Here is a 25,558-nt window from a genome sequence, read left to right on the forward strand (position 1 = left end):
TCCGGGGCCCTCCACGCGTCAGCGCGTCGCTACGGCTGAGCCGCCCGCGCCTCCCGCCGGTTGTCACGGAAGTTGTTCACCCGCCGAGCCGTCGCGAACAGCGGGATCACCGCCCCCATCACCAGCTGCAACGCGCACCCCGTCTGAAGCAGCAGCTGCCCGCTCGGCGCGTCGAAGGCCCACGCGGCCAGCAGACCCATGGAGAGCACGATCCACGAGAGCATGGCCACCGCGAGGCGCCCCCGCGGCTTCGGGTACTCGACCCGGCTCACCATCAGCCACGCCGTGCCGATGATCGCCAGCAGCGTCGCCACGAACGGCAGCTCCAGCAGGACGATCGACACGACCGTCAGCGCCCCGAACGGGGACGGCATGCCCTGGAAGGTGCCGTCCTTGACGGTGACGCAGGAGAACCGCGCGAGCCGCAGCACCACCGCCAGCAGCACCACGATCGCCCCCACCGCCGCCACTCGCTGGTAGGCGTCGTCCGCGACCATGCCGTAGACGAGGACGAAGTACGCCGGCGCCAGGCCGAAGCTGATCAGGTCGGAGAGGTTGTCCAGCTCCGCGCCCATGGGCGACGACCGCAGCTTGCGGGCCACGAGGCCGTCGCACAGGTCGAAGATCGCCGCGCACAGCATCAGGATGACCGCGGTGGCCGCGCTGTGCCGGGCCATGCCCGACTCGTCGCTGCCCATGAGGTGCGGGATGAGGATCCCGGTGGTGGTGAAGTACACCGCCATGAACCCGCACGTGGCGTTGCCGAGGGTGAGGGTGTCCGCTATCGACAGACGGAGCGAGAGGGGCATCTCCTCCTCTTCGTCCATCTCGTCGGCCTCGGGCACCCAGCCGGCCTGCGTCTGTGGATCAATCACGGTCAATTCGAGTCACCCCAGCCACCGTCTTCTGACCCACTTCGACATCGACCTCCACACCCTCGGGCAGGTACAGGTCGACGCGCGAGCCGAAGCGGATCAGACCGACCCGGTCGCCCTGCTCGACCTTGGTGCCCTGCGGCACGTAGGGGACGATGCGGCGGGCCACCGCGCCGGCGATCTGGATCATCTCGATGTCGCCCAGCTCGGTGTCGAAGTGCCACACGACGCGCTCGTTGTTCTCGCTCTCCTTGTTGAAAGCGGGAACGAAGCCGCCCGGCACGTGCTCGACCGACGTGACCGTGCCCGAGAGCGGGGCGCGGTTGACGTGGACGTTGAGCGGGCTCATGAAGATCGCGACGCGGGTACGGCCGTCCTTCCACGGCATGATGCTCTGCACCACACCGTCGGCGGGCGAGATGACCCGGCCCCGGGTGATCTCGCGCTCGGGGTCGCGGAAGAACCACAGCATCCCGGCCGCGAGCGCGGTGGCGGGGACGGCGACGGCCTTGGCCGCGCCGGAACGGCGGGCACGCAGGAGGCTGACGGCTGCGGTGGCGACGGTCGGCAGAAGCCACGGCGATGCTCCGCGCGCGAGGCGTACGCCGGCGAGGCTGTCGCGAGGTGCAGAGGTTTGGCTGTGGGGCATGGATGACCTTCGTAGCGGATGATGCCGCACACTGACGGGGGACGGCGGCTTTCCGGCGATCGTAGCGGCTCTCAGCCGCAACTGGGTAAGCCAGGAAGCCGAGTCGGCGGCCGAACACTGCCTACGGGGTGTGACCTTGTTCTCCAAGAAAACACCCCGTATCCGGACATCTAACCCTGGAATCGATACTCTTCGAGCAGTCGGCGACCGATGATCATTTTCTGGATCTCGGCGGTGCCTTCACCGATCAGGAGCATCGGGGCCTCGCGGTAGAGGCGCTCGATCTCGTACTCCTTGGAGAAGCCGTACCCGCCGTGGATCCGGAAGGCGTCCTCCACGACCTCTTTGCAGTACTCGGATGCGAGGTACTTGGCCATCCCCGCTTCCAGGTCGTTTCGTTCGCCCGAGTCCTTTTTGCGTGCAGCGTTCACCATCATCGCATGCGCCGCCTCCACCTTGGTAGCCATCTCGGCCAGCTTGAACTGAATGGCCTGGTGCTGGGCGATCTGCTTGCCGAAAGTGTGGCGCTGCTGGGCGTACTGGACGCCGAGTTCGAAGGCACGCTGAGCGACGCCGCAGCCACGGGCCGCCACATTGACCCGGCCGACCTCGACGCCGTCCATCATTTGGTAAAAACCTCGACCGGTGACGCCGCCGAGCACGCGATCGGCCGGAATGCGCAGGCCGTCCATGATGAGCTCGGTGGTGTCGACGCCCTTGTAGCCCATCTTGTCGATCTTGCCGGGGATGGTCAGGCCGGGGCGGACCTCACCGAATCCGGGCTCCTTCTCCACCAGGAAGGTCGTCATCGACTTGTGGGCGGCGGTCCCCTCGGGGTGACCCTCGTCACTTTTCACGAGAACGGCCACCAGCGACGACGTTCCGCCGTTCGTGAGCCACATCTTCTGGCCGTTCAGGACGTACTCCTCGCCGTCCCGCACCGCCTTCGAGGAGATGGCCGACACGTCGGAACCCAGCGCCGGCTCGGACATCGAGAAGGCGCCGCGGATGTCGCCCGCCGCCATCCGGGGCAGGAAGTGGTCCTTCTGCTCCCGGGTGCCGTGCTGCTTGAGCATGTACGCCACGATGAAGTGCGTGTTGATGATGCCGGACACCGACATCCAGCCCCGGGCGATCTCCTCCACGCACAGCGCGTAGGTCAGGAGCGACTCGCCCAGGCCCCCGTACTCCTCCGGGATCATCAGCCCGAACAGGCCGAGTTCCTTGAGCCCGTCGACGATGTCCTGCGGGTACTCGTCCCGGTGCTCCAGCTCCGTCGCGACCGGGATGATCTCCTTGTCCACGAAGTCCCGGACGGTGGAGAGGATCTCCGTCTGGACGTCCGTCAGGCCGTGGGTCTGGGCGAGGCGGCTCATCTACTTCCCCTGTTCCTTCAGGTCGGGGCGGCCCGGCTGCTCGCCGCCGCGCTCCTTGATGTACGTCTCGGTGGGCACCATCACCTTGCGGCGGAACACGCACACGAGCGTGCCGTCCTGCTTGTAGCCCTTGGTCTCGACGTGGACGATGCCCCGGTCGTTCTTCGACTTGGACGGCCACTTGTCGAGCACGGTCGTCTCGCCGTAGACCGTGTCGCCGTGGAAGGTCGGCGCCACGTGCCTCAGCGACTCGATCTCCAGGTTGGCGATCGCCTTGCCGGAGACGTCCGGGACGGACATGCCGAGCAGGAGCGAGTAGATGTAGTTGCCCACCACCACGTTCTTGCCGAAGTCCGTCGTCTTCTCGGCGTAGTTCGTGTCCATGTGCAGGGGGTGGTGGTTCATGGTGAGGAGACAGAACAGGTGGTCGTCGTACTCGGTGACCGTCTTGCCCGGCCAGTGCTTGTACACCGCCCCGACCTCGAACTCCTCGTAGGTCCGTCCGAACTGCATGGCCGTCACGCCTCCGGGATCTCGAACTTGCTGGTGCGCTTCATGCCGGCGGCCCGCCCCTTGCCGGAGACGACCAGGGCCATCTTGCGGCTGGCCTCGTCGATCATCTCGTCGCCGAGCATCGCGGAGCCCTTCTTGCCGCCCGCCTCGGACGTGTAGTAGTCGTACGCGTCCAGGATCAGCTCGGCGTGGTCGTAGTCCTCCTGGGAGGGCGAGAAGATCTCGTTGGACGCCTCGACCTGCCCGGGGTGCAGCACCCACTTGCCGTCGAATCCGAGGGCGGCGGCGCGCTGAGCGACCTCGCGGTAGCCGTCGACGTTGCGGATCTGGAGGTAGGGGCCGTCGATCGCCTGGAGGTTGTTGGCGCGGGCGGCCATCAGGATCTTCATCAGGATGTAGTGGTAGGCGTCCGCCGGGTAGCCGGGCGGCTGCTCGCCCACCACGAGCGACTTCATGTTGATGGACGCCATGAAGTCGGCCGGGCCGAAGATGATGGTCTCGACGCGCGGGGAGGCCTGCGCGATCTCGTTGACGTTGTTCAGGCCCTGCGCGTTCTCGATCTGCGCCTCGATGCCGATGCGGCCGACCTCGAAGCCCATCGTCTTCTCGATCTGCGTGAGCAGCAGGTCGAGGGCCACCACCTGCTGGGCGTCCTGCACCTTCGGCAGCATGATGCAGTCCAGGTTCGGGCCCGCGCCCTCCACCACCGTCACGACGTCGCGGTACGTCCACTCGGTCGTCCAGTCGTTGACGCGCACGACGCGGGTCTTGCCGGTCCAGTCGCCCTCGTTGAGGAACTTGACGATGGTGTGCCGCGCCTCGGGCTTGGCGAGCGGCGCGCAGGCGTCCTCCAGGTCGAGGAAGACCTGGTCGGCGGGGAGACCCTGGGCCTTCTCCAGGAAGCGGGGGTTGCTTCCGGGTACCGCCAGACAGGAACGGCGGGGGCGAAGGCGGTTGACGGTCGTCATGCGGGGACCTCCAGGGGGTCGAGCTTGTTCGCGTACCGGATCTCGTCGACGATCCGGCCGATGATTCCGGTGATGTCGAAGTCCTTCGGGGTGAAGACCGCGGCCACTCCGGCGGCCCGCAGTGCTTCGGCATCACCGCCAGGGATGATGCCACCGGCGATCACCGGTATATCCGTGGCACCGGCCACACGGAGGCGGTCCAGCACGTCCGGGACGAGCTGGGCGTGCGACCCGGACAGGATGGACAGGCCCACCGCGTGCACGTCCTCGGCCAGGGCGGCGTCCACGATCTGCTCCGGGGTCAGCCGGATGCCCTGGTAGACCACCTCGAAGCCGGCGTCGCGGGCCCGCACGGCGATCTGCTCGGCGCCGTTGGAGTGGCCGTCCAGGCCGGGCTTGCCGACCAGGAAGCGGAGTTTGCCCACCCCGAGGTCCTTGGCGGTCAGTTCCACCTTGCGGCGCACCCCGGCCAGCGCCGACCCCTCCTCGGCGGCGACGGCGACCGGCGCCGAGGAGACCCCGGTCGGTGCCCGGAACTCGCCGAAGACCTCGCGCAGCGCCCCGGCCCACTCGCCGGTGGTGACGCCGGCCCGTGCGCACTCCAGGGTGGCCTCCATCAGGTTGTCGGTGCCCTTGGCGGCCTCCTTCAGCTTCTCCAGCGCCTTGCAGGGACGCGGGTGGTTGAAGGGCGGCTGGTAGCGGGAGTCGCGCCAGTTCAGGAGCGAGCCGATGACGCGCGCCTCGACCGCCGGGTCGACGGTCTGGATCGCGGTGTCCAGGTCGGCGGTGAGCGGGTTCGGCTCGGTGCCCTCGAAGGCGTTGACGCCGATGATCTTCTCCTCGCCCGACTCGATCCGGGCCCGGCGCTCGGCGTGCGAGGAGACCAGCTGGGACTTGAGGTAGCCGGACTCGACGGCGGCCATGGCGCCGCCCATCTCCTCGATGCGCTCCATCTCCGCGAGCGACTCCTCGACCAGCTCGTCCACCTTCGCCCCGACCACCTTCGATCCCTCGAAGAGGTCGCCGTACTCCAGCAGGTCGCTCTCGTACGCCAGCACCTGCTGGATGCGCAGCGACCACTGCTGGTCCCACGGCCGGGGCAGGCCCAGCGCCTCGTTCCAGGCCGGCAGCTGCACGGCACGCGCGCGTGCGTCCTTGGAGAGGGTGACCGCCAGCATCTCCAGGACGATCCGCTGGACGTTGTTCTCCGGCTGGGCCTCGGTCAGACCGAGCGAGTTGACCTGGACGCCGTAGCGGAAGCGGCGGTGCTTGGGGTTCTCGATGCCGTACCGCTCGCGGGTGACGCGGTCCCAGATGCGGCCGAAGGCGCGCATCTTGCACATCTCCTCGACGAAGCGGACGCCCGCGTTCACGAAGAACGAGATGCGGCCGACGACGTCCCCCATGCGCTCCTGCGGCACCTGGCCGCTGTCGCGCACGGCGTCCAGGACCGCGATCGCGGTGGACATCGCGTACGCGATCTCCTGCACCGGCGTGGCGCCCGCCTCCTGCAGGTGGTAGCTGCAGATGTTGATCGGGTTCCACTTGGGGATGTGGGAGACCGTGTAGGCGATCATGTCCGTCGTCAGGCGGAGCGAGGGCCCCGGCGGGAAGACGTGCGTGCCCCGGGAGAGGTACTCCTTGACGATGTCGTTCTGGGTGGTGCCCTGGAGCTGGGTGATGTCCACCCCCTGCTCCTCGGCGACGACCTGGTAGAGCGCCAGCAGCCACATGGCCGTGGCGTTGATGGTCATCGAGGTGTTCATCTGGTCCAGGGGTATGTCCTGGAACAGCCGGCGCATGTCACCGAGGTGCGCCACCGGCACGCCGACCCGGCCCACCTCGCCGCGGGCGAGGATGTGGTCGGAGTCGTAGCCGGTCTGGGTCGGCAGGTCGAACGCGACCGACAGACCCGTCTGGCCCTTGGCGAGGTTGCGCCGGTACAGCTCGTTGGACGCCTCGGCCGTGGAGTGACCGGCGTACGTCCGCATCAGCCACGGCCGGTCCTTCTGACGATCGGTCATGCGGCGCTCCTCAGATGTTCCGGAAGCGGTTGATGGCGTCGATGTGCTGGGCCCGCTTCTCGTGGTCGCGCACGCCCAGGCCCTCCTCGGGGGCGAGGCAGAGCACGCCGACCTTGCCCTGGTGGGCGTTGCGGTGGACGTCGTGGGCGGCCTGGCCGGTCTCCTCCAGGGCGTACACCTTGGAGAGGGTCGGGTGGATCTTGCCCTTGGCGATGAGGCGGTTGGCCTCCCAGGCCTCGCGGTAGTTGGCGAAGTGGGAGCCGATGATGCGCTTCAGGGACATCCACAGGTAGCGGTTGTCGTACTCGTGCATGTAGCCCGAGGTCGAGGCGCAGGTGGTGATGGTGCCGCCCTTGCGGGTGACGAAGACGCTCGCGCCGAAGGTCTCGCGGCCGGGGTGCTCGAAGACGATGTCGATGTCCTCGCCGCCGGTGAACTCGCGGATGCGCTTGCCGAAGCGCTTCCACTCCTTGGGGTCCTGGGTGCGCTCGTCCTTCCAGAACCTGTAGCCCTCGGCGTTGCGGTCGATGATCGCCTCGGCGCCCATCGAGCGGCAGATGTCCGCCTTCTGCTCGCTGGAGACGACGCAGACCGGGTTGGCCCCGCCGGCCAGCGCGAACTGGGTGGCGTACGAGCCGAGGCCGCCGCTGGCGCCCCAGATGAGCACGTTGTCGCCCTGCTTCATGCCGGCGCCGTTGCGGGACACCAGCTGCCGGTAGGCGGTGGAGTTGACCAGTCCGGGGGCCGCGGCCTCCTCCCAGCTGAGGTGGCCCGGCTTGGGCATCAGCTGGTTGGACTTGACCAGCGCGATCTCGGCGAGGCCGCCGAAGTTGGTCTCGAAGCCCCAGATGCGCTGCTCGGGGTCGAGCATCGTGTCGTTGTGGCCGTCGGAGGACTCCAGCTCGACGGAGAGGCAGTGCGCGACGACCTCGTCGCCGGGGTGCCAGGAGTTGACGCCGGGGCCGGTGCGCAGCACGACGCCCGCGAGGTCGGAGCCGATGATGTGGTACGGCAGGTCGTGGCGCTTGGCCAGGTCGCTGGTGCGGCCGTAACGCTCCAGGAAGCCGAAGGTCGACAGCGGCTCGAAGATCGAGGTCCACACCGAGTTGTAGTTGACCGAGGAGGCCATGACGGCCACCAGGGCCTCACCCGGGCCCAGCTCCGGCAGCGGCACCTCGTCGAGGTGGATCGACTTGCGCGGGTCCTTGTCGCGGGTTTCGAGGCCCGCGAACATCTCGGTCTCGTCCTTGTGCACGGTGATCGCGCGGTACGACTCGGGGAGCGGCAGGGCGGCGAAGTCGTCCGGCGTGGAGTCGGCCGACTGGATCGCGGCCAGGATGTCCTTCATGGTCACGGTGTTGCCTCCGGCGTCGAGCGCCCTGAGGGAGGGGCGCTGAGGGTTACGTCGGTGCTGCTGAGGGTTGGGTGAGGGGTGCCGTCGGTTCGGCGGGTGTGGTGCTTCGGCGGCGCTTTGTGGCGCGGAGGGTGCCTGTGACGCAGGCGCCGGGCACGCGGGCGATGGCTCGCGGGGACAGCCCGGACACCTTCAACGTATGGCACCGCGTGTCACCCCGCAAGGCACTCGGTGCCAGAACTTGCTCTCAGATGAAATCTTTACGCGACAGGTGAGCGATGATCGATCGAACGGGCCGCCCGAGAGGTGGAAAAAGGGGCGTTGACATGCAAAAACGGCCACCCGAAGGGTGGCCGTCGTCACAGGGGGAGGAGTGGGCTCAGTGCTCCTTGAGGGCCTGTTCGATGGTCCGCATGACCTCGTGCAGGGGCGCGTCGGTGCGTGCCACCGTCACCAGCACGTCGCCGTGCACCGAGGCCGAGGCGCCGTCCGGACGCTCGGCGGAGGCCGTGCCGCGCCCCGCGCCGATGCCCGTCCCGAACGTCTTGCGGACGATGGCGAAGGCGTGGTCGAGCTGCGCCTCGACGTCGCCCTGCCCGCCCGCCCGCAGCCAGCGCCGGAGCACGTGGTTGTGCGCGGTGACCACGGCGGACGCGGCCACCTCCGCCAGCAGCGGGTCGTCGTTGGCGTCGTCGTCGTGCGCGTGCTCGTCGAAGTGGCCGAGCAGATAGCGGGTGAACAGACGCTCGTAGCGGGCCACCGACGCGATCTCCGCCTCACGCAGGGTGGGCACCTCGCGCGTCAGCTTGTAGCGGGCGACCGAGATCTCCGGCCGCGCCGCGTACATCTTCATGACCTCCTTGATGCCGCGGCACACCGTGTCGAGCGGATGCTCGTGCGCCGGCGCCGCGTTGAGGACCGCCTCGGCGCGCACCAGGGTGTCGTCGTGGTCCGGGAAGATCGCCTCTTCCTTGGAGCGGAAGTGGCGGAAGAAGGTGCGTCGGGCGACCCCGGCCTGGGCCGCGATCTCGTCGACGGTGGTCGCCTCGTACCCCTTGGCCGCGAACAGCTCCATGGCCGCCGCCGCCAGTTCCCGGCGCATTTTGAGCCTCTGGGCGGCGGCGCGGCTGCCGGCCGCGCTCTCCGGCGCGTCGGGCGTGGCTGGTGTACGTGAGGACCTGGCGGGCTGGGGCATGACCCGAACGTACTGCATGTGTGCGCAATCATGCGCGTGACCGGGGATCTCCCCGCCCGCGGGGGGCGGGGGAGACCCGGCCGGATCGAGCAGTCCGCCCCAGTCCTCCGGTGACCGGAACCAGTCGCCCGGACGCTCAGCGGCGGGCATGTTCGCGGAAGCCGCGGCCCGTCTTGCGGCCGAGGCAGCCCGCGGCCACCAAGTGCTCCAGCAGCGGCGCCGGGGCCAGGCCCGGATCGCGGAACTCGCGGTGCAGCACCTTCTCGATGGCCAGCGAGACGTCCAGGCCGACCACGTCCAGCAGCTCGAAGGGCCCCATCGGGTAGCCGCCGCCCAGCTTCATCGCGGCGTCGATGTCGTCGAGCGTCGCGTAGTGCTCCTGCACCATCTTGACCGCGTTGTTCAGGTACGGGAACAGCAGCGCGTTCACGATGAACCCGGCCCGGTCGCCGCAGTCCACGGCGTGCTTGCGGATCTTCGCGCAGACCTCGCGGACGGTGGCGTGCGTGTCGTCCGCCGTGAGCACCGTGCGGACCACCTCGACCAGCTTCATGGCCGGCGCCGGGTTGAAGAAGTGCATGCCGATCACGTCCTGCGGGCGCGAGGTGGCGCGGGCGCAGGCGACGACGGGCAGCGAGGACGTGGTGGTGGCCAGCACCGCGCCGGGCTTGCAGACCTTGTCCAGCGTGGCGAACAGCTGCCGCTTCACCTCCAGGTCCTCGGCGACCGCCTCCACGGCCAGGTCCACGTCGGCGAAGTCGTCGTAGGACCCCGTCGGCGTGATCCGCTCCAGCGTCCGTGCGGCGTCCTCGGCGCTCATCCGCCCCTTGTCGACCGAGCGGGCCAGCGACTTGCCGACCCGGGCCTTCGCGGTCTGCGCCTTCTCCGCGCTGCGGGCGGCGAGCACGACCTCGTAGCCGGACTTGGCGAACACCTCCGCGATGCCGGACGCCATCGTGCCCGACCCGGCGACGCCCACCGCGCGCACCGGGCGGCCGGCGACGGGGGTGGCGTCCGCGCACGGGGTCAGGGCGTCCGGCACCACGACGGCGCTGCCGGGCGCCTCGTAGGTGTAGAAGCCGCGTCCTGCCTTGCGGCCCGTCAGGCCCGCCTCGCTGAGCTGCCTGAGGATCGGGGCGGGAGCGTGCAGCCGGTCGTGGGAGGCGGCGTACATGGCCTCCAGGACCGTGCGCGCGGTGTCCACGCCGACCAGGTCCAGCAGTGCCAGCGGCCCCATCGGCAGACCGCAGCCGAGACGCATCGCGGCGTCGATGTCCTCCCGCGAGGCGTAGTTCGCCTCGTACATGGCCGCGGCCTGGTTGAGGTAGCCGAACAGCAGGCCGTCGGCGACGAAACCGGGCCGGTCGCCGACCGCCACGGGCTCCTTGCCGAGGTCCAGGGCGAGGTCGGTGACCGCCGTCACGGCGGCCGGCGCGGTCAGCACCGAGGAGACGACCTCGACCAGCTTCATCGCCGGGGCCGGGTTGAAGAAGTGCAGGCCGAGCACCCGCTCCGGACGGGAGGACTCGGCGGCCAGCCGCGTCACCGACAGGGCGTTGGTGCCGGTCGCCAGGATCGTCTCCGGACGCACGATCCCGTCCAGTTCCCTGAAGACCTGCTGCTTGACCTCGTACGACTCCGGGACCACCTCGATCACCAGGTCGGCGTCGGCCGCCGCACGCAGGTCGGTGGTGGTACGGACACGGGCGAGGGCGTCGGCGCGCTCCTGCTCGGTGAGGCGTCCGCGCTCGACGGCACGGGCGGTGGACGACTCCAGCGCGGTGAGCGCCTTGGCGGCCTGCGCCTCGCTGACGTCGACGCCGACGACGGCGCGGCCGGCCCGGGCGAGGACCTCGGTGATGCCGGTGCCCATGGTGCCCAGGCCGATGACGGCGATGGTCCGGAGCGGGGACAGAGGGGTGTCGGACAGGGGAGTGGCCATCGCGGGACTCCAGGAATGAGGGTGACGACGGAACACGCCCGGACGCGCCGAGCGCGCCGGATGCGTGAAAGAGGAAGGAGTGCGGAGTGCGGGTGTTGCCGGGCTGGGATCGCACACGCCCGGTGCCGTCGCGGAGGCGTGCACACGCCCGCCCGGCGGCTCTCTCCGACCGGCCCTGTCCCGGGGCCGAGTCGTCCTGCGGTACCCGTGGTACCGAACCGACTGTTCTCCCGGTGGCCGCGTCACCAGACCACCGTGAGGAGTTGCTGCGAGTGGGTGACCCGCTCGTCTGAGATTAACTCGCGAGTAACGAGCGCGCCAGCCCCCTGTGTTCGTGATGTACGTCCCACACGCGGGGTGACCCGCCTAACCTCGGTGCCATGGACGAAGAGTTGCGAGTGCTCACGGAGCGCTTACGGACCGAGGCGGCGACTTCGGGGGTGCCGGGCGCCCCGACGGCCGCCGACCGGCTCGTGGCCACCGGGGACCACGACGAGCTGGCCGCCGTGCTCACCGAGCCCGGACAGCCGCTCTGGGCGCGGGAACTGGCCGCCTTCCGGCTCGGGACGGCGGGGGACCGGCGGGCCTTCGAGTCCCTCGTGCTGCTGCTCAACCCCCGGGACCCGCCGCGCTGCGCCGCCGCCGCCCACGCCCTGGCCCGCCTCGGCGACCCCCGCACCGCCCGCGCGGCCGCCGCCCTCGCCACCAACGAGCTGCGGGTCGCCTACGCCCTGCACCCGGTGCGGCTGCTGGTCGAGCTGCGGGCCCCCGAGGCCGTCCCCGCCCTGATCACCACGCTGCGCCGCCGGCTGCGCCCGCACGATCCCCACCGGCGGGTCGCGCTCGCCTGCGTCGAGGGCCTGGGCGCCCTCGGCGACGACCGGGCCGGCCCCGTGCTGAACGACGCCCTCGCCCACCCGGCGCTGGCCCAGGCGGCGGTGCGGGCGCTGGCGCGCATCCCGGGTCAGCGGTGAGCGGTCAGCCGGCCAGGTCGGCGGCGTACCGCACCTCGGGCACCTCGACGCCCTCCACCATGAAGGGCTCCTCGGCGCCGTCGGCGCCGAAGCCCGCCCGTTCGTAGAAGCGCCGGGCGCGGGCGTTGTCCCTGAGCACCCACAGGAACATCCGCGGGTGCCCGGCCGCCGCGCACCGGCGCACCGACTCCCGGATCAGGGCCTGCCCGATGCCCGCGCCGAGCCGCTCCGGGTCCACGTATATCGCGTACAACTCGGCGTCCCCGGTCGGCCGTTCACCGTCCCGGTAGGGGCCGTGGCAGGCCCAGCCCACGACTTCGCCGCGGTCGTCCTCGGCGACCAGGTTCACCACGCCGGCCGGGGCGCCGGAGAACAGGACGCGGCGCCGCTCGGCGTCCCCCGCGGCGTCCATGCCGTCCAGGTACACCTGCGGGACCAGGCCCCGGTAGGCGGTCTGCCAGCCCCGGACGCGGATCAGGGCCACCCGGTCGCAGTCGGCGACCGTCATCTCCCGCACCAGCGGCCCGCTCACGGGGCCACGACCGCGAACGCCTCGATCTCCATCAGGAACTCCGGCCGGACCAGCGCGGCAACCTGCACCGCCGAGGCGGCCGGCAGCCGGTCGCCGGGTATGTGCGCGGCGCGCGCGGCGCGGATCGCGTCCATGTGGGCCATGTCCGTGACGAAGTACGTCAGTTTGACCACGTCGTCGAATCCGGCGCCGGCCGCCGACAGGCACCGGCGCAGGTTCTCGAAGACCTGGCGGGCCTGGGCCTCGGGGTCGCCCACGCCGACGACCCCGCCGTCCTCGTCCAGCGCGAGCTGACCCGAGACGGCCACGAACCGTCCGGTGCCGAGGACGACATGGGTGTACTGGGCGGCGGGCGCGACGCCGTCGGGGGCGTGGATCCTGGTCAGCTCACTCATGCGCCCATCGTGGACCATGGCACCGACAACGCCCCCGGCGGGCCGCCCACCGGGGGAGCGGACGGCTAGTGGCGGAAGCCGAGCAGCCTGTGCAGCGTCGAGCCGCGGGCGGACGTCGAAGCCGCCTTGGACTCCAGCGGCTCGGGCTCGGGCAGCGCCGCACAGACCGCGTCCGGCTCACCCGCGCGCGCCCCACCCGCGCCGCGCGGCACGGTGCCGTCGGTCAGGTACGCGGCCAGGCGCTCGTCCAGGCAGGAGTTCCCGCTCAGCGTGATGCCGTGGTTGCCGCCGCCCTCCTCGACGACGAGGGCGGAGCCGCGCAGCATGCGGTGCGCGGTGACCGCGCCCTCGTACGGGGTGGCCGCGTCGCCGGTCGCCTGGAACAGCAGCGCGGGCGGCAGCTGGCCGTTGGCGACGTCCACCGGCTGCCCCGCGCCCGTGGGCCAGGACGCGCACGGCGCGTTGTACCAGGCGTTGTTCCAGACCATGAACGGCGCCTTCTCGTACAGGCCCCAGTTGTCGTCGCGCCACTCGTCCCAGTCGCGCGGCCAGGCCGCGTCGCGGCACTGCACCGCGGTGTAGACGCTGTAGCCGTTCTCGCCCGAGGCGTCCAGGGCCCCGAAGTTCTCGTACACCTCGACCAGCGGGTCCGTGTCCCCGGATTTCGCGTAGGCGGCGAAGGCCTCCGCCAGATAGGGCCAGTAGCCGTTGTAGTAGCCGCCGGGGATGAAGGTGTCCTCCAGCTCCGACGCGCCGACCCGCCCGCCCGCGGGCTCCTTCGCCAGCGCCGTGCGCATGGCGTACCACCGCTGCTCGATCCGCTCCGGGTCGGTGCCCATCCCGTACGCGGCGTCGTGCTCGGCGATCCACGCCAGGAACGCCCGGTGGCGGTCGTTGAAGGCGAGGTCCTGGTTGAGGTTCGCGTCGTACCAGACGTCGTCCGGGCCGACGACGGAGTCCAGGACCAGGCGCCGCACGCGCGCGGGGTAGAGCTTGGCGTAGACGGCGCCCAGATAGGTGCCGTAGGAGTAGCCGAAGTAGTTGACCCGCTCCGCGCCGAGCGCCGCCCGGATCGCGTCCACGTCCCGGGCGGCACTGACGGTGTCGATGTACGGCAGCACGTCCGCGTACTTGTCGCCGCACGCCTCGGCGAACGCCTCCGCGCGGGCGAGGTTGGCCCGCTCGACGCCGGGCGTGTCGGGCAGCGAGTCGGGGCGCACGGGGTCGAAGTGGCCCGGCCGGCAGTTCAGGGCGGGGCTGCTCTTCCCCACGCCGCGCGGGTCGAAGCCGATGACGTCGTACTGCGCGGCCACCTTCTCCGGCAGCGAGGACGCCACGAACCCGGCGAGCGTCAGCCCGCTGCCACCCGGACCGCCGGGGTTGACCAGCAGGGGGCCCTGGTACGTCGCGGCGGAGTGCGGGACGCGGGACAGCGCGAGCGTGATCTGCCTCCCGCGCGGGCGCGCGTGGTCGAGCGGCACCTCGAGGGACGCGCACTGGAGCGTCGGGTAGTCCTCCGTGGCGCACTTCTTCCACTGGAGCTTCGCGGCGGACGCGGCGGCCGGGGTCCCGGCGGAGCGCGGCGCGTTCGCCTCGGCGGGGACGGCCGTGACACTTCCCGCGGCGATGACTGCGGCGCCGCACAGCACGGCTGCGCGTTGTCTCATGGCGTCCTCCGGAGACGGCGTGGCTGCGGTCCGCGCGAGTCGCGGTCCTCGCCGGATCGTCCCGGGGAGCGCCCCTGGAGGAACATAATCTGCTCATACATGACCCAATTGGGCCGGAAGATGCCCTCCAATGCTCTCTCGTACCCTCGAATGAACCTAGATGAGCGAAAGTTGGGTCGGCTCCGTGGCGTCGGTCTCGGCGGGCCGTGCGGCCTCGGGCTCCGCGACCCGCCGCGGCATCCCCTCGCGCGTGGGCCCGATGCCGTACTCGCGGGCCAGATCGTGCACCTGGCGCGTGATCCGGCGCTGGTACCACTTCGGGGCGTAGGCGCCCTCCGCGTACAGCCGCTCGTACCGGCGCACCAGGTGCGGGTGGTGCCGGGCGAGCCAGGCCATGAACCACTCCCGGGCGCCCGGCCGCAGATGCAGCACGAGGGGCGTCACCGAGGTGGCCCCGGCGGCGGCGATCGCCCGTACGGTCGCGCGCAGTTGGGCCGGCTCGTCGCCGAGGAAGGGAATCACCGGCGCCATCAGGACACCGCAGCCGATGCCGTGCTCACCGAGGGTCCGCACGACCTCCAGCCGGCGTTCCGGTGCGGGCGTGCCCGGCTCCACGGTCCGCCACAGCTCCGCGTCGGTGAAGCCGACCGAGACCGAGATCCCCACGTCCGTCACCCGGGCCGCGCGCGTCAGCAGGTCCAGGTCGCGCAGGATCAGGGTGCCCTTGGTCAGGACCGAGAAGGGGTTCGCCCGCTCGGTGAGCGCCTCGATGATGCCGGGCATCAGCCGGTAGCGGCCCTCGGCGCGCTGGTAGCAGTCGACGTTCGTGCCCATCGCGACGTGCTCGCCCTGCCAGCGGCGCGAGGCCAGCTGGCGGCGGAGCAGCTCGGGCGCGTTCACCTTGACGACGATCTGCGAGTCGAAGCCGAGTCCGGTGTCGAGGTCCAGGTAGCTGTGCGTCTTCCGCGCGAAACAGTAGACGCACGCGTGCGTGCAGCCCCGGTAGGGGTTCACGGTCCACTCGAACGGCATGCGCGAGGCCCCCGGCACGCGGTTGAGGATCGAGCGGGCCCGGACCTCGTGGAAGGTGACGCCGCGGAACTCGGGCGTGTCGAAGGTGCGGGTGGTCACCGCGTCCGCGCCGAACAGCGCGGGGTCGGCCGCTCGGGCGTGGTCGGAGTCGGTGAGGTTCTCCCAGCGCATGGACGCCTCCTCGGTAGCACTGGCCACACAATAGAACACTTGTTCCCTTGATCGTGCGGCCCAGTCGCGCGGGGCCGCTTCGCGCCCCCCGATTTGGTGGCCGGGCGGCGGGGTGATTGGCTTTCCCCGACCCCGAGAACCAGGCCCTGGAGGGACCCGAATGGCGCAGGTCGAGGCGGAGACGGAGCGGATCGTCGCGGCGGACGCGGAGACGGTGTTCGACACCCTCGCCGACTACAGCGGCACCCGCGAGAAGCTGCTCCCCGAGCACTTCAGCGAGTACGAGGTCCGGGAGGGCGGCGACGGCGAGGGCACCCTCGTGCACTGGAAGCTCCAGGCCACCAGCAAGCGCGTCCGCGACTGCCTGCTGGACGTCACCGAGCCGACCGACGGGGAGCTGGTCGAGAAGGACCGCAACTCCTCCATGGTCACCACCTGGCGGGTCACCCCCGCGGGCGAGGGCAAGTCCCGGGTCGTGGTCGTCACCACCTGGCAGGGCGCCGGCGGCGTCGGCGGCTTCTTCGAGAAGACCTTCGCGCCCAAGGGGCTCGCCCGGATCTACGACGCGATGCTCACCAAGCTCGCCGCCGAGGTCGAGAAGCAGTAGTCCCGGCCGGCCGGCCGGAAGCGGCCAAACGGCAAGCCGCGGGCGGTCGTTGGCCGCCTCACCGGTTCGAGTGATCTCCGGTCGAACCGGCCGCTTTTCCGTAACTCGTCGCACTTGTTCGCAGTTGTCGCCTCAGGCGGCAATTCTGAGCAGGTGTGACGAGGGGAGCGGGACGTGGGCGGGATCACTCTGGTGCAGGACGAGCCGGTCACCGCACCCCAGGCGCCACCGCTGCCACCCACTCCCGACCCGGAGCCGGGCGCGGACCTGAGCCCCCGCCGGGTGCGTCTGGTCTTCGTCGGACTCATGCTCGCGCTGCTGCTCGCCGCGCTGGAGCAGATGATCGTCGCCACGGCGCTGCCGAAGATCGTCGGCGAGCTGCACGGCCTGGACAAGATGTCCTGGGCGATCACCGCCTACCTGCTCACCTCCACCGTCGGCCTGCCGATCTACGGCAAGCTCGGCGACCTTTTCGGCCGCAAGGGCGTCTTCCAGGTCGCCATCCTGGTCTTCGTTGTCGGCTCCGCACTGGCCGGCCGCGCCCAGACCATGGACCAGCTGATCGCCTTCCGCGCGGTCCAGGGCGTCGGCGCGGGCGGCCTGATGATCGGCGTGCAGGCGATCATCGCGGACATCGTCCCGCCCCGCGAGCGCGGCCGCTTCATGGGCCTGATCGGCGCCGCCTTCGGACTCGCCTCGGTCGCCGGCCCGCTGCTCGGCGGCTACTTCACCGACCACCTCTCCTGGCGCTGGTGCTTCTACATCAACGTGCCCTTCGGCCTGGTCACCATGGCCGTCGTCGCCGTCGTCCTGAAGCTGCCCAGACCACGGGTCAAGCCGCGCCTCGACATCCTCGGCGCCCTGCTCCTCGCCGCCGCCTCCACCTGCCTGGTCCTGCTCACCAGCTGGGGCGGCACCGAGTACGCGTGGGGCTCGGAGGTGATCCTCGGCCTCGCCGCCGGAGCGGCCGGGTCCACCCTCCTCTTCCTGGTCGCCGAGCGCTTCGCGCCCGAACCGCTCATCCCACTGCGGCTGTTCCGGGACTCCGTCTTCAACGTCACCGCCCTGGTCGGCCTCGTCATCGGCGTCGCCCTGTTCGGCGCCGCCAGCTACCTGCCGACCTTCCTGCAGATGGTCGACGGCGCCAGCGCCACCGAGTCCGGCCTGCTGATGCTGCCCATGATGGGCGGCATCGTCGTCGCCTCGATCGTCTCCGGACAGCTCATCAGCCGCACCGGGCACTACCGCTCCCACCCGATCCTCGGCAGCGCCCTGTCCGTCGTCGGCATGTGGCTGCTCTCCCGCCTCGACGCCGACACCCCCCGGCTGCACTACAGCGTCTGGATGGCCGTCCTCGGCGCCGGCATCGGCATGGTGATGCCCGTGCTGATCCTCGCCGTGCAGAACTCCGTACGGCCCGCCGACCTCGGCACCGCCACCAGCGCCAACAACTACTTCCGGCAGATCGGCGGCAGCGTCGGCGCCGCCGTCTTCGGCACCCTCTTCGCCGACCGGCTGACCGACGCCCTGGCCGACCGGGTCCCCGCCGAGGCGGGCGCCGGGCTGCCCGACGCCGAGGCCATCACCCCCCAGCTCGTCCACTCCCTGCCCCCGGCGCTGCGCGACGCCTACATCGGGGCGTACGCCGACGCCATGCCGCGGATCTTCCTCTACCTGGTGCCGGTGCTCGTCCTCGGACTGCTCATCGCCCTCTTCCTCAAGGAGAAACCACTGGTGTCCCACAACGCCCCCGTCACCGACCCGGAGACCGCGCAGCCCTCCGTCCAGGTCCCGCAGGCCCGATCGCAGCACGCCGCCGGGATCGCCGTCTGCGGCACCGTGCAGCACCCCGACGGCACCGTCGTGCCCCGCGCGGCGCTCACCCTCATCGACGTCGGCGGACAGCAGATCGGCCGGGGCGCCAGCGGCGACGACGGACGCTACGCCCTCGCCACGCCCGGCTCCGGGGCGTACGTCCTGATCGCCGCGGCCGGCGGCCACCAGCCGCAGGCGGTCTCCGTGACCGTCGGCGAACGCCCGGTCGAACTGGACGTGGTCCTCGGCGGCGCCGGGCGCCTGGCCGGCGCGGTGTTCACCGCCGACGGCACCCCGGTGCGCGAGGCGATCGTCACCCTCACCAACGTCCACGGCGAGGTCGTCGCCACCACCCGCAGCGGACGCGAGGGCGGCTACGTCATCACCGAGCTGGTGGCCGGCGAGTACACCCTCGCCGCCAGCGCCCCCGCCTTCCGCCCGGCCGCGCTGCCCGTCAGCGTGCAGGCCGCCCGTGAGACCCGCCAGGACGTCGAACTGGCCGGCGGCGCCGTGCTGCGCGGCACCGTGCGGGCCAGTGGCGGACGGGCGGTGGAGGACGCGCGCGTGACGCTGCTCGACGCGGCGGGCAACGTCGTCGACACCCTGACCACGGGGCCCGACGGCACCTTCCGGTTCATCGACCTGTCGTCCGGCGAGTACACCGTCATCGCCGCCGGATACCCGCCCGTCGCCACCGTCCTCCAGGTGGCCGGCGGCGGCCGCACGGAGCGCGACCTGCAGCTCGGACACGAGGACTGACACGGCCACCGGCGCGCGTCCGCGCGCCGGTGCGTCCGCGCGCCACCAATTCCCCCGTTGCCGCACATGGTCACCGGGCACCGCCGTACGGTGGTGACGGCGACACAGATCTTGCGGAGCCGTGGGCAGAGAGGGCCTGACGCCATGGACCATGGCACCGAGCGGGACACACATCCCGGCCGCCCGGCCGGAGGCGGCGCCGTGCCGCCCGATCCCGTGACCGGCCGTGTCCCGCTGGCCGTCGTCGTGGTGGACCGCGACGGACTGGTCTCCCACTGGAGCCGCGGCGCACGGCGGCTGTTCCGCCTGCCCAAGGAGGAGGCGATCGGGCGGCCCGCACCCGACCTGCTGCCCGTCTCCGGCGTACTTCCCGGAGCCGGCACCGAGGACGACGCGGCGTACGGCGCCTACGCCGACCACGACGGCCTCGGGCCCGGCCTGGAGTCCTCCCTCGACGGGAGGCTGTCCTACCCGGCGGCGGGCCGCGCCCGCCTGACCGTGCCCGCCGAGCGGCGGGTCGACGTCCTCTGGTGGGCGTACCCGCTGGTCGGGCCGGGGCCGGAGCGACTGCTGGTGCTCGCCGCCGACGCGGACGGGCTGCGGCGGGACTACGGCGGCGGCGACGCCCAGGCGGCCACGGTGGAGCGGATCGCGCCCGCCTTCGCGCTGCACACCGACTTCCCCGGCGCCGAGGAACTCGCCCGCCGCCTTCCCGAGATCCTGCCCAGCATGAGCGTCGGCGAGAGTGCCCGCATCGTCGCGCAGGTCCTCGAACTGGGCTACCCCGTGCTGGAGTTCAGCCAGAACGACCGGGTGCCGGTCACCCCCGACTGGGGCGTGCCCCGACGGGCCGAACGCAGGGCGCGCCGCGAGCGGGCCGCCCGCGCGCAGGCCGCCGGCGAACCGGTGCCGGACGACCTGCGCGACGAGGCGGAGGACCTGGAGTACGCCGCCGTACGCGAACGCCTGGAGTTCCTCAACGAGGTCAGCGGCGCGATCGGCACCTCGCTCGACCTCTCGCGGACCATCGTCGAGGTCAGCAGGACGGTCGTCCCGCGCTTCACCGACGTCGCCGGCACCTACCTGCGCGAACAGGTCGTCGCCGGCGAGGGCTTCCCCGACGGCGTGCCGGACACGACGACGATGTGGCACCGGGTCGCCCTGGAGCACACCGACGAACCCGGCCGCTGGGACGACGTCGTACCGGTCGGCGAGGCCATGCCGTTCCCGGCGCACACCCCCTTCTTCCAGTGCATGACCAGCGGCGAACCGGTCCTGGTGCCGCGCATCACCGAGGAGATGGGCCACGCCATCGCCTCGCAGTTCGAGAAGCGGGACATCCGGCCGCTCATCACGGGCCGCTCGATGCTGCTCGTGCCGCTGAAGGCACGCCAGGTCGTCCTCGGCTTCATGATCCTGCTCCGGCACCCGGAGCGGGCCGTCTTCAACGACATGGACCGGGTCACCGGCGCCGAACTGGCCGCCCGCGCGGGGCTCGTGCTCGACAACGCGCGCATGTACACGTACCAGGAGAACGTCGCCGAGACGCTCCAGGACAGCATGCTGCCGCACATCCCCGAGCGCATGGCCGGCTGCGACATCGCCACCCGCTACCTGCCCGGCACCCTCCTCGGCCGCGTCGGCGGCGACTGGTTCGACTCGGTCAAGCTGCCCGGCGCCCGTACCGCCCTCGTCGTCGGCGACGTCATGGGGCACGGTCTCAACTCGGCCGCGATGATGGGCCAGTTGCGCACCGCCGTCCAGACCATGGCCGGCCTCGACCTGCCGCCCGCCCAACTGCTGCGCAACCTCGACGGCCTCGCCCAGCGGCTCGGCGACACCCACCTCGCGACCTGCCTGTACGCCGTCTACGACCCCATCGCCGGGGAACTCCACCTCGCCAACGCCGGGCACATCCCGCCGGTCCTGGTCCGCGCCGAGGACGGCGCCAGCGAGCTGATCGAGCTGCCCACCGGGGCGCCGATCGGCGTCGGAGGGGTGCCCTTCGAGTCGGTACGGGTGCCGGTGGCGCCCGGCGACCGGCTGGTGATGTGCACCGACGGGCTGGTGGAGATGCGGGGCGAGGACATCGGCGTCGGCCTCGCCACCCTGTGCGAGTCCGCCGCCCACCCCGCCGCCTCCATGGACGACGCCTGCGACACCATCATCCGCGCGCTGGGCACCCGCGGCGGCCGCAAGGACGACGTCGCCCTGCTGATGGCACGGCTGGGCGGCATCGAGGCCGACGCGGTCGCCGAGTGGCGCCTCGCCCGCGACCCCTCCGAGGTCGGGCGGGCCCGCGCCGTGGTCCGCGAGCAGCTCCACGACTGGGGCCTGCCGAAGCTGGCCGAGGCCGCCGGGCTGATGGTCAGCGAACTCGTCACCAACGCCGTACGGCACTCCCACGGCCGCCCCGTCGAACTGCGCCTGGTGCGGGCGGACACGCTGCTGTGCGAGGTGGACGACGACGACCACGAACTGCCGGCGCTGAGGACCGCGGGGCCGGACGACGAGACGGGGCGGGGCCTGCGCGTCGTCAGCACCCTCGCCCGCGCGTGGGGCGCGAGCCGCACGAGGACCGGCAAGACCGTCTGGTTCGAACTCACCCTGCCTCGCCGCTGATCGGCGGAGTTCGCACGTCCGGTGAAGGAATGCGCCGGACGCTTGTGGCCGTGCGCGGAGCGCGATACACCGTACGAACCCGTCGCTCTCGACGGGCCGTACGTCGTCGCACCTGGGGAGACGGGCATGAGCGTGACGAGTCGGTACCGGGCAGCCTGGGAGAGCTTCTGGACCGAGGCATCCGGGAGCCAGGGGGCGGTGTTCTGGGACGCGGAGCCGGTGCTGACGGCAGGCCGCCACCTCGCGCACTTCGAGCCCCACCTGACCGACCCCGCCCTGCCGCTGATCGACCTCGGCTGCGGCAACGGCACCCAGACCCGCTACTTCGCCGAACGCTTCGGGCACGTCGTCGGCGCCGACCTCTCGGCCGCCGCCCTCGACCACGCCCGCCGCGCCGACCCCGAGGGCCGGGCGACGTACCGGCAGCTGGACGCCGCCGACAAGGCCGAGGCGGAGACGCTGCACGCCGAGCTGGGCGACGCCAACCTCTATGTGCGCGGCGTCCTGCACCAGTGCGAGCCCGACGACCGGCAGCCCCTCGCCGACGCGCTCGCCGCCCTCCTCGGCGCCCGCGGCCGCGCCTTCCTGGTGGAGCCCGCGCAGGCGGCCCGCACCGTCCTCGCGGACCTGGCCCAGGGCCCCGACGGCCCGCCCGCCAAACTCGCCCCCGTCCTCCGCCACGGCCTCACCCCCGGCGCGGTCCCCGACGAGGCGGTACCGGAGCACCTGCGCACGGCCGGCCTCGCCGTCCTGGCGACCGGCGAACTCCCGCTGATCACCACGGAGTACACGCCGGACGGAGCCCGCATCGAGCTGCCTTCCACGTGGGTGGTGGCGGGAGCCCGGGCGGTGTAGCGGGTCCGGCCGTGGCCGGGAGGCCGGGTCAGCGCAGTCCGGCGAAGAGGTCGTTCTCCGGGACGGCCGAGCCGGTGGTGTCCCGGACGCGTACGAAGGTCTCCGTGCCCATCAGCTCGCCGAACGTCTCCTTGCCCATCCTCAGGAAGAAGATGTTCTCGCCCTGACTGGCGTGCGCGGCCAGCGCGTCGAACTTCTGGTCACTGAACGCGGTCGTGTCCACCCACGTGGTGACCTCGTCGTCGGGCAGGCCGATCTCGGCCAACGCGGCGGCCTCGGCGGGATCCGGCTCCGGCATGCCCTCCTGGTGCTCGCTCATGAGCTCGCCGAAGCGCCGCATCGTCGAGTGGGGCATCGTCGTCCAGTACACCTTCGGAGTCAGCCCGGTCGTCTCCAGCGCCGCCATGGTGATGCGGTGCGCCTGGATGTGGTCGGGGTGGCCGTAGAAGCCGTTCTCGTCGTAGGTGACGACCACGTCGGGCCGGTAGTGCCGCATGAGCTCCGCGAGCCGGGCGGCGCCCTCCTCCACCGGCGTCCGCCAGAAGGAGCCGGGTGCGTCGTTGCTCGGCCAGCCCACCATTCCCGAGTCGGCGTAGTCCAGCGTCTCCAGATCGCTGATCTTGAGGGCCGCGCAGCTGGCCTCGAGTTCCTGACGGCGCATCCGGGCGACGGCCGCCGGATCGTGCCCGGCGTCGCCGGGCTTGACACCTCCCGGTCCGTCACCGCAGCCGCCGTCGGTACAGGTCACCAGAACCGTGCGGATGCCCTCGGCCGCGTACCGCGCGAGGACCCCGCCCGTTCCGGTGGCCTCGTCGTCGGGGTGGGCGTGCACGGCCATGAGCGTCAGGGGCCGGTCGGTCATGAAGCAGTCCTCCTGCGTACGTACGTCTCGTTCCGGGTGCGCGGTGCCCCGGTCTCTCCGCCGGATCCAACCGCGAGGGCCGGTCCGGCTGTTCCCGATCCCGCCGGCCGACCGCGAGACGGCCGGAAGCGGCCGCCCGAGTGGTATGGACCAGTGGCTGTCGTGTAGCCCCTGGCCAGCGTATTCGGCGGCATGTAGCGTCCTCCGCATGAAGATCCTCATCAGCGCCGACATGGAGGGCGCCACCGGCGTCACCTGGCCGGCCGACGTGCTGCCGGGGACGCCGCAGTGGGAGCGGTGCCGGTCGATGTTCACCTCCGACGTGAACGCGGCCGTGCTCGGGTTCCTCGACGGCGGGGCCGACGAGGTGCTGGTCAACGAGGCGCACTGGAGCATGCGCAACCTGCTTCTGGAGCGGCTCGACGAGCGGACCCAGATGCTCACCGGGCGGCACAAGACGCTGTCCATGGTCGAGGGGGTCCAGCACGGGGACGTGGACGGCATCGCGTTCATCGGGTACCACGCGGGCGCCGGCATGGAGGGCGTCCTCGCGCACACCTACCTCGCCAACCAGATCACCGGCGTCTGGCTGAACGACGTACGGGCCAGTGAGGGTCTGCTCAACGCGCACGTCGTCGCCGAGTACGGGGTGCCGGTCGTGCTGGTCACCGGGGACGACGTGGCCTGCGAGGACGCGCTGGGCTACGCGCCGGAGGCGCGGAAGGTCGCGGTGAAGGACCACGTGTCGCGGTACGCGGCCGTGTGCCGTACGCCCGCCAGGACCGCCGCCGACATCCGCGCGGCCGCCAAGGAGGCGACGGCACTCGCGGTGCGGTACGAGCCGGTGCGCGGCGGGCCGTTCACCGTCGCCCTGGAGTTCGACGCCGAGCACCTGGCGGCGGCCGCGACCGTGGTGCCGGGTGTGGCGCAGGTGGGGGAGCGGAAGGTGGCGTACACCCACGACACCATGTTCGAGACGATCAGGACCTTCAAGGCGGTCACCACGATCGTCTCGGCGGCGGTTGAGGAGCAGTATGGCTGAGCACGCGGGGACGGACACGGAGGCGCTGGACGAGGTCGTCCGGTTCACCTCCGAGCTGATCCGGATCGACACCACCAACCGGGGCGGCGGCGACTGCCAGGAGCGGCCGGCCGCGGAGTACGCCGCCGCGCGGCTCGCCGAGGCCGGGATCGAGCCCACCCTGCTGGAGCGCACCAAGGGCCGCACCAATGTCGTGGCCCGCATCGAGGGCACCGACCCGTCGGCCGACGCGCTGCTCGTCCACGGTCACCTGGACGTGGTGCCCGCCGAGGCCGCCGACTGGAGTGTGCACCCCTTCTCCGGCGAGATCCGCGACGGCGTCGTCTGGGGGCGCGGCGCGGTCGACATGAAGAACATGGACGCGATGATCCTCGCCGTCGTGCGCGACTGGGCCCGCGCGGGCGTGCGGCCGCGGCGCGACATCGTGATCGCCTTCACCGCGGACGAGGAGGCCAGCGCCGAGGACGGCTCCGGCTTCCTCGCCGACCGGCACGCCCCGCTGTTCGAGGGCTGCACCGAGGGCGTCAGCGAGTCCGGGGCGTTCACGTTCCACGACGGGGCGGGGCGGCAGTTCTACCCCATCGCCGCCGGTGAGCGGGGGACCGGCTGGCTCAAGCTCACGGCTCGCGGGCGCGCCGGGCACGGCTCCAAGGTGAACAGGGAGAACGCGGTCACCCGGCTCGCCGCCGCCGTCACCCGCATCGGCGACCACGAGTGGCCGCTGCGGCTGACCGCCACCGTGCGCGCCGCCCTGACCGAGATCGCCGCCGTCTACGGCATCGAGGGCGACCTGAGCGACGTCGACGCGCTGCTGGACAAGCTCGGGCCCGCCGCCAAGCTCGTCGAGGCCACCGTCCGCAACAGCAGCAACCCGACCATGCTGGACGCCGGGTACAAGCTGAACGTCATCCCGGGCGAGGCCGTCGCGCACGTCGACGGGCGGTTCCTGCCGGGCGGCGAGGACGAGTTCCGCGACACCCTGGACCGGCTCACCGGGCCGCACGTGGACTGGGAGTTCGCGCACCGCGAGGTCGCCCTCCAGGCGCCGGTGGACTCGCCGACGTACGCCCGGATGCGCGCCGCCGTCGAGGAGTTCGCGCCGGAGGGGCACGTGGTGCCGTACTGCATGTCCGGCGGCACGGACGCCAAGCAGTTCTCGCGGCTCGGCATCACCGGCTACGGCTTCGCGCCGCTGAAGCTGCCCGAGGGCTTCGACTACCAGGCCCTCTTCCACGGCGTGGACGAACGCGTCCCCGTCGAGGCGCTGCACTTCGGCGTCCGGGTCCTGGACCGGTTCCTGCGCACGGCCTAGCGCCGTCCCGACCGAGC

Annotated in this window: 21 protein-coding genes; 7 read left to right on the forward strand and 14 right to left on the reverse strand. The window is 71.5% G+C overall.

Features of this window, described 5'->3' with window-relative positions; all coding sequences use genetic code 11:
* Positions 1-29: 29 nt before the first annotated feature.
* From pssA to DMH12_RS13945, 9 genes are all read right to left on the reverse strand, one after another.
* A complete protein-coding gene (pssA, locus tag DMH12_RS13905; protein ID WP_122618910.1) occupies positions 30-845 on the reverse strand; it encodes a CDP-diacylglycerol--serine O-phosphatidyltransferase in 816 nt (271 codons plus the stop codon).
* Positions 846-867: 22 nt separating this feature from the next.
* Positions 868-1,524, reverse strand: a complete 657-nt coding sequence (locus DMH12_RS13910) for a phosphatidylserine decarboxylase (protein WP_125491883.1) — start codon at positions 1,522-1,524, stop codon at positions 868-870.
* A 170-nt stretch (positions 1,525-1,694) separates the two neighbouring features.
* Entirely contained in the window at positions 1,695-2,900 is a 1,206-nt protein-coding gene (locus DMH12_RS13915; RefSeq protein WP_125491884.1) for an acyl-CoA dehydrogenase family protein, read from the reverse strand.
* Positions 2,901-3,413 carry a MaoC family dehydratase gene (locus DMH12_RS13920; RefSeq protein WP_125491885.1) on the reverse strand — a complete coding sequence of 171 codons (513 nt, stop codon included), beginning with the start codon at positions 3,411-3,413 and terminating at the stop codon, positions 2,901-2,903. It lies immediately after the preceding gene.
* A gap of 5 nt (positions 3,414-3,418) precedes the next feature.
* Positions 3,419-4,381, reverse strand: a complete 963-nt coding sequence (locus DMH12_RS13925) for a CoA ester lyase (RefSeq protein ID WP_125491886.1) — start codon at positions 4,379-4,381, stop codon at positions 3,419-3,421.
* Positions 4,378-6,405: a protein meaA gene (locus tag DMH12_RS13930; RefSeq protein WP_125491887.1), complete on the reverse strand. Its 2,028-nt coding sequence runs from the start codon at positions 6,403-6,405 to the stop codon at positions 4,378-4,380. Before DMH12_RS13930 ends, DMH12_RS13925 begins: the two co-directional genes overlap by 4 nt.
* 10 nt (positions 6,406-6,415) lie before the next feature.
* Positions 6,416-7,753, reverse strand: coding sequence for a crotonyl-CoA carboxylase/reductase (gene ccrA, locus DMH12_RS13935; protein WP_185832310.1), 1,338 nt, complete (start codon positions 7,751-7,753; stop codon positions 6,416-6,418).
* Positions 7,754-8,138: 385 nt separating this feature from the next.
* Positions 8,139-8,954: a TetR family transcriptional regulator gene (locus DMH12_RS13940; RefSeq protein ID WP_125491889.1), complete on the reverse strand. Its 816-nt coding sequence runs from the start codon at positions 8,952-8,954 to the stop codon at positions 8,139-8,141.
* Positions 8,955-9,090: 136 nt separating this feature from the next.
* A complete protein-coding gene (locus DMH12_RS13945) occupies positions 9,091-10,896 on the reverse strand; it encodes a 3-hydroxyacyl-CoA dehydrogenase family protein (protein WP_125491890.1) in 1,806 nt (601 codons plus the stop codon).
* Between the two features lie 380 nt (positions 10,897-11,276).
* Here DMH12_RS13945 and DMH12_RS13950 point away from each other — a divergent pair, with 380 nt between their 5' ends.
* A complete protein-coding gene (locus DMH12_RS13950; protein ID WP_125491891.1) occupies positions 11,277-11,870 on the forward strand; it encodes an adenylosuccinate lyase in 594 nt (197 codons plus the stop codon).
* 4 nt (positions 11,871-11,874) lie between these two features.
* Here the strand turns inward: DMH12_RS13950 and DMH12_RS13955 are convergent, their stop codons facing one another.
* The 4 genes from DMH12_RS13955 to DMH12_RS13970 all read right to left on the reverse strand — a co-directional run bounded on the left by DMH12_RS13955 (position 11,875) and on the right by DMH12_RS13970 (position 15,667).
* Positions 11,875-12,378: a GNAT family N-acetyltransferase gene (locus DMH12_RS13955; RefSeq protein WP_125491911.1), complete on the reverse strand. Its 504-nt coding sequence runs from the start codon at positions 12,376-12,378 to the stop codon at positions 11,875-11,877.
* A 20-nt stretch (positions 12,379-12,398) separates the two neighbouring features.
* Entirely contained in the window at positions 12,399-12,797 is a 399-nt protein-coding gene (locus DMH12_RS13960) for a RidA family protein (protein ID WP_125491892.1), read from the reverse strand.
* 65 nt (positions 12,798-12,862) lie between these two features.
* Entirely contained in the window at positions 12,863-14,464 is a 1,602-nt protein-coding gene (locus tag DMH12_RS13965) for an alpha/beta hydrolase (RefSeq protein ID WP_125491893.1), read from the reverse strand.
* Between the two features lie 156 nt (positions 14,465-14,620).
* Entirely contained in the window at positions 14,621-15,667 is a 1,047-nt protein-coding gene (locus DMH12_RS13970) for an Rv2578c family radical SAM protein (RefSeq protein WP_125491894.1), read from the reverse strand.
* Positions 15,668-15,827: 160 nt separating this feature from the next.
* On the opposite strand from DMH12_RS13970, the gene DMH12_RS13975 reads away from it, so the two are divergent.
* The 4 genes from DMH12_RS13975 (at position 15,828) to DMH12_RS13990 (ending at position 22,325) form a co-directional block, all read left to right on the forward strand.
* Positions 15,828-16,274: an SRPBCC family protein gene (locus tag DMH12_RS13975; protein WP_125491895.1), complete on the forward strand. Its 447-nt coding sequence runs from the start codon at positions 15,828-15,830 to the stop codon at positions 16,272-16,274.
* Positions 16,275-16,448: 174 nt separating this feature from the next.
* Positions 16,449-18,848, forward strand: a complete 2,400-nt coding sequence (locus DMH12_RS13980) for an MFS transporter (protein ID WP_125491896.1) — start codon at positions 16,449-16,451, stop codon at positions 18,846-18,848.
* 144 nt (positions 18,849-18,992) lie between these two features.
* Positions 18,993-21,470, forward strand: a complete 2,478-nt coding sequence (locus DMH12_RS13985; protein WP_185832309.1) for a SpoIIE family protein phosphatase — start codon at positions 18,993-18,995, stop codon at positions 21,468-21,470.
* A 126-nt stretch (positions 21,471-21,596) separates the two neighbouring features.
* Positions 21,597-22,325 carry a bifunctional 2-polyprenyl-6-hydroxyphenol methylase/3-demethylubiquinol 3-O-methyltransferase UbiG gene (locus DMH12_RS13990; RefSeq protein ID WP_125491897.1) on the forward strand — a complete coding sequence of 243 codons (729 nt, stop codon included), beginning with the start codon at positions 21,597-21,599 and terminating at the stop codon, positions 22,323-22,325.
* A gap of 28 nt (positions 22,326-22,353) precedes the next feature.
* Here DMH12_RS13990 and DMH12_RS13995 read toward each other — a convergent pair whose 3' ends face one another.
* On the reverse strand, positions 22,354-23,187 hold the full coding sequence (locus DMH12_RS13995) for a PIG-L family deacetylase (protein WP_125491898.1): 834 nt from the start codon (positions 23,185-23,187) through the stop codon (positions 22,354-22,356).
* A 208-nt stretch (positions 23,188-23,395) separates the two neighbouring features.
* Between DMH12_RS13995 and DMH12_RS14000 the strand changes: the two genes are divergently transcribed.
* Together DMH12_RS14000 and DMH12_RS14005 are read left to right on the forward strand one after the other, a co-directional pair.
* The gene (locus DMH12_RS14000; RefSeq protein WP_125491899.1) at positions 23,396-24,229 is read left to right on the forward strand and encodes a M55 family metallopeptidase; all 834 of its coding nucleotides are present in this window, start codon (positions 23,396-23,398) and stop codon (positions 24,227-24,229) included.
* Entirely contained in the window at positions 24,222-25,541 is a 1,320-nt protein-coding gene (locus DMH12_RS14005; protein WP_125491900.1) for a M20/M25/M40 family metallo-hydrolase, read from the forward strand. Before DMH12_RS14000 ends, DMH12_RS14005 begins: the two co-directional genes overlap by 8 nt.
* Positions 25,542-25,558: the final 17 nt, after the last annotated feature.

Origin of the sequence: Streptomyces sp. WAC 04229 (genome assembly GCF_003947455.1) — a bacterium.
Lineage (GTDB): Bacteria > Actinomycetota > Actinomycetes > Streptomycetales > Streptomycetaceae > Streptomyces.

What these genes read in the sequence shown, in the direction of transcription:
- DMH12_RS13910 (WP_125491883.1), bottom strand. Translation starts at nt 1,524, where the DNA reads ATGCCCCACAGCCAAACCTCTGCACCTCGCGACAGCCTCGCCGGCGTA.
- DMH12_RS13915 (WP_125491884.1), bottom strand. Translation starts at nt 2,900, where the DNA reads ATGAGCCGCCTCGCCCAGACCCACGGCCTGACGGACGTCCAGACGGAG.
- DMH12_RS13920 (WP_125491885.1), bottom strand. Translation starts at nt 3,413, where the DNA reads ATGCAGTTCGGACGGACCTACGAGGAGTTCGAGGTCGGGGCGGTGTAC.
- DMH12_RS13925 (WP_125491886.1), bottom strand. Translation starts at nt 4,381, where the DNA reads ATGACGACCGTCAACCGCCTTCGCCCCCGCCGTTCCTGTCTGGCGGTA.
- DMH12_RS13930 (WP_125491887.1), bottom strand. Translation starts at nt 6,405, where the DNA reads ATGACCGATCGTCAGAAGGACCGGCCGTGGCTGATGCGGACGTACGCC.
- ccrA (WP_185832310.1), bottom strand. Translation starts at nt 7,753, where the DNA reads ATGAAGGACATCCTGGCCGCGATCCAGTCGGCCGACTCCACGCCGGAC.
- DMH12_RS13940 (WP_125491889.1), bottom strand. Translation starts at nt 8,954, where the DNA reads ATGCCCCAGCCCGCCAGGTCCTCACGTACACCAGCCACGCCCGACGCG.
- DMH12_RS13945 (WP_125491890.1), bottom strand. Translation starts at nt 10,896, where the DNA reads ATGGCCACTCCCCTGTCCGACACCCCTCTGTCCCCGCTCCGGACCATC.
- DMH12_RS13950 (WP_125491891.1), top strand. Translation starts at nt 11,277, where the DNA reads ATGGACGAAGAGTTGCGAGTGCTCACGGAGCGCTTACGGACCGAGGCG.
- DMH12_RS13955 (WP_125491911.1), bottom strand. Translation starts at nt 12,378, where the DNA reads ATGACGGTCGCCGACTGCGACCGGGTGGCCCTGATCCGCGTCCGGGGC.
- DMH12_RS13960 (WP_125491892.1), bottom strand. Translation starts at nt 12,797, where the DNA reads ATGAGTGAGCTGACCAGGATCCACGCCCCCGACGGCGTCGCGCCCGCC.
- DMH12_RS13965 (WP_125491893.1), bottom strand. Translation starts at nt 14,464, where the DNA reads ATGAGACAACGCGCAGCCGTGCTGTGCGGCGCCGCAGTCATCGCCGCG.
- DMH12_RS13970 (WP_125491894.1), bottom strand. Translation starts at nt 15,667, where the DNA reads ATGCGCTGGGAGAACCTCACCGACTCCGACCACGCCCGAGCGGCCGAC.
- DMH12_RS13975 (WP_125491895.1), top strand. Translation starts at nt 15,828, where the DNA reads ATGGCGCAGGTCGAGGCGGAGACGGAGCGGATCGTCGCGGCGGACGCG.
- DMH12_RS13985 (WP_185832309.1), top strand. Translation starts at nt 18,993, where the DNA reads ATGGACCATGGCACCGAGCGGGACACACATCCCGGCCGCCCGGCCGGA.
- DMH12_RS13990 (WP_125491897.1), top strand. Translation starts at nt 21,597, where the DNA reads ATGAGCGTGACGAGTCGGTACCGGGCAGCCTGGGAGAGCTTCTGGACC.
- DMH12_RS13995 (WP_125491898.1), bottom strand. Translation starts at nt 23,187, where the DNA reads ATGACCGACCGGCCCCTGACGCTCATGGCCGTGCACGCCCACCCCGAC.
- DMH12_RS14000 (WP_125491899.1), top strand. Translation starts at nt 23,396, where the DNA reads ATGAAGATCCTCATCAGCGCCGACATGGAGGGCGCCACCGGCGTCACC.
- DMH12_RS14005 (WP_125491900.1), top strand. Translation starts at nt 24,222, where the DNA reads ATGGCTGAGCACGCGGGGACGGACACGGAGGCGCTGGACGAGGTCGTC.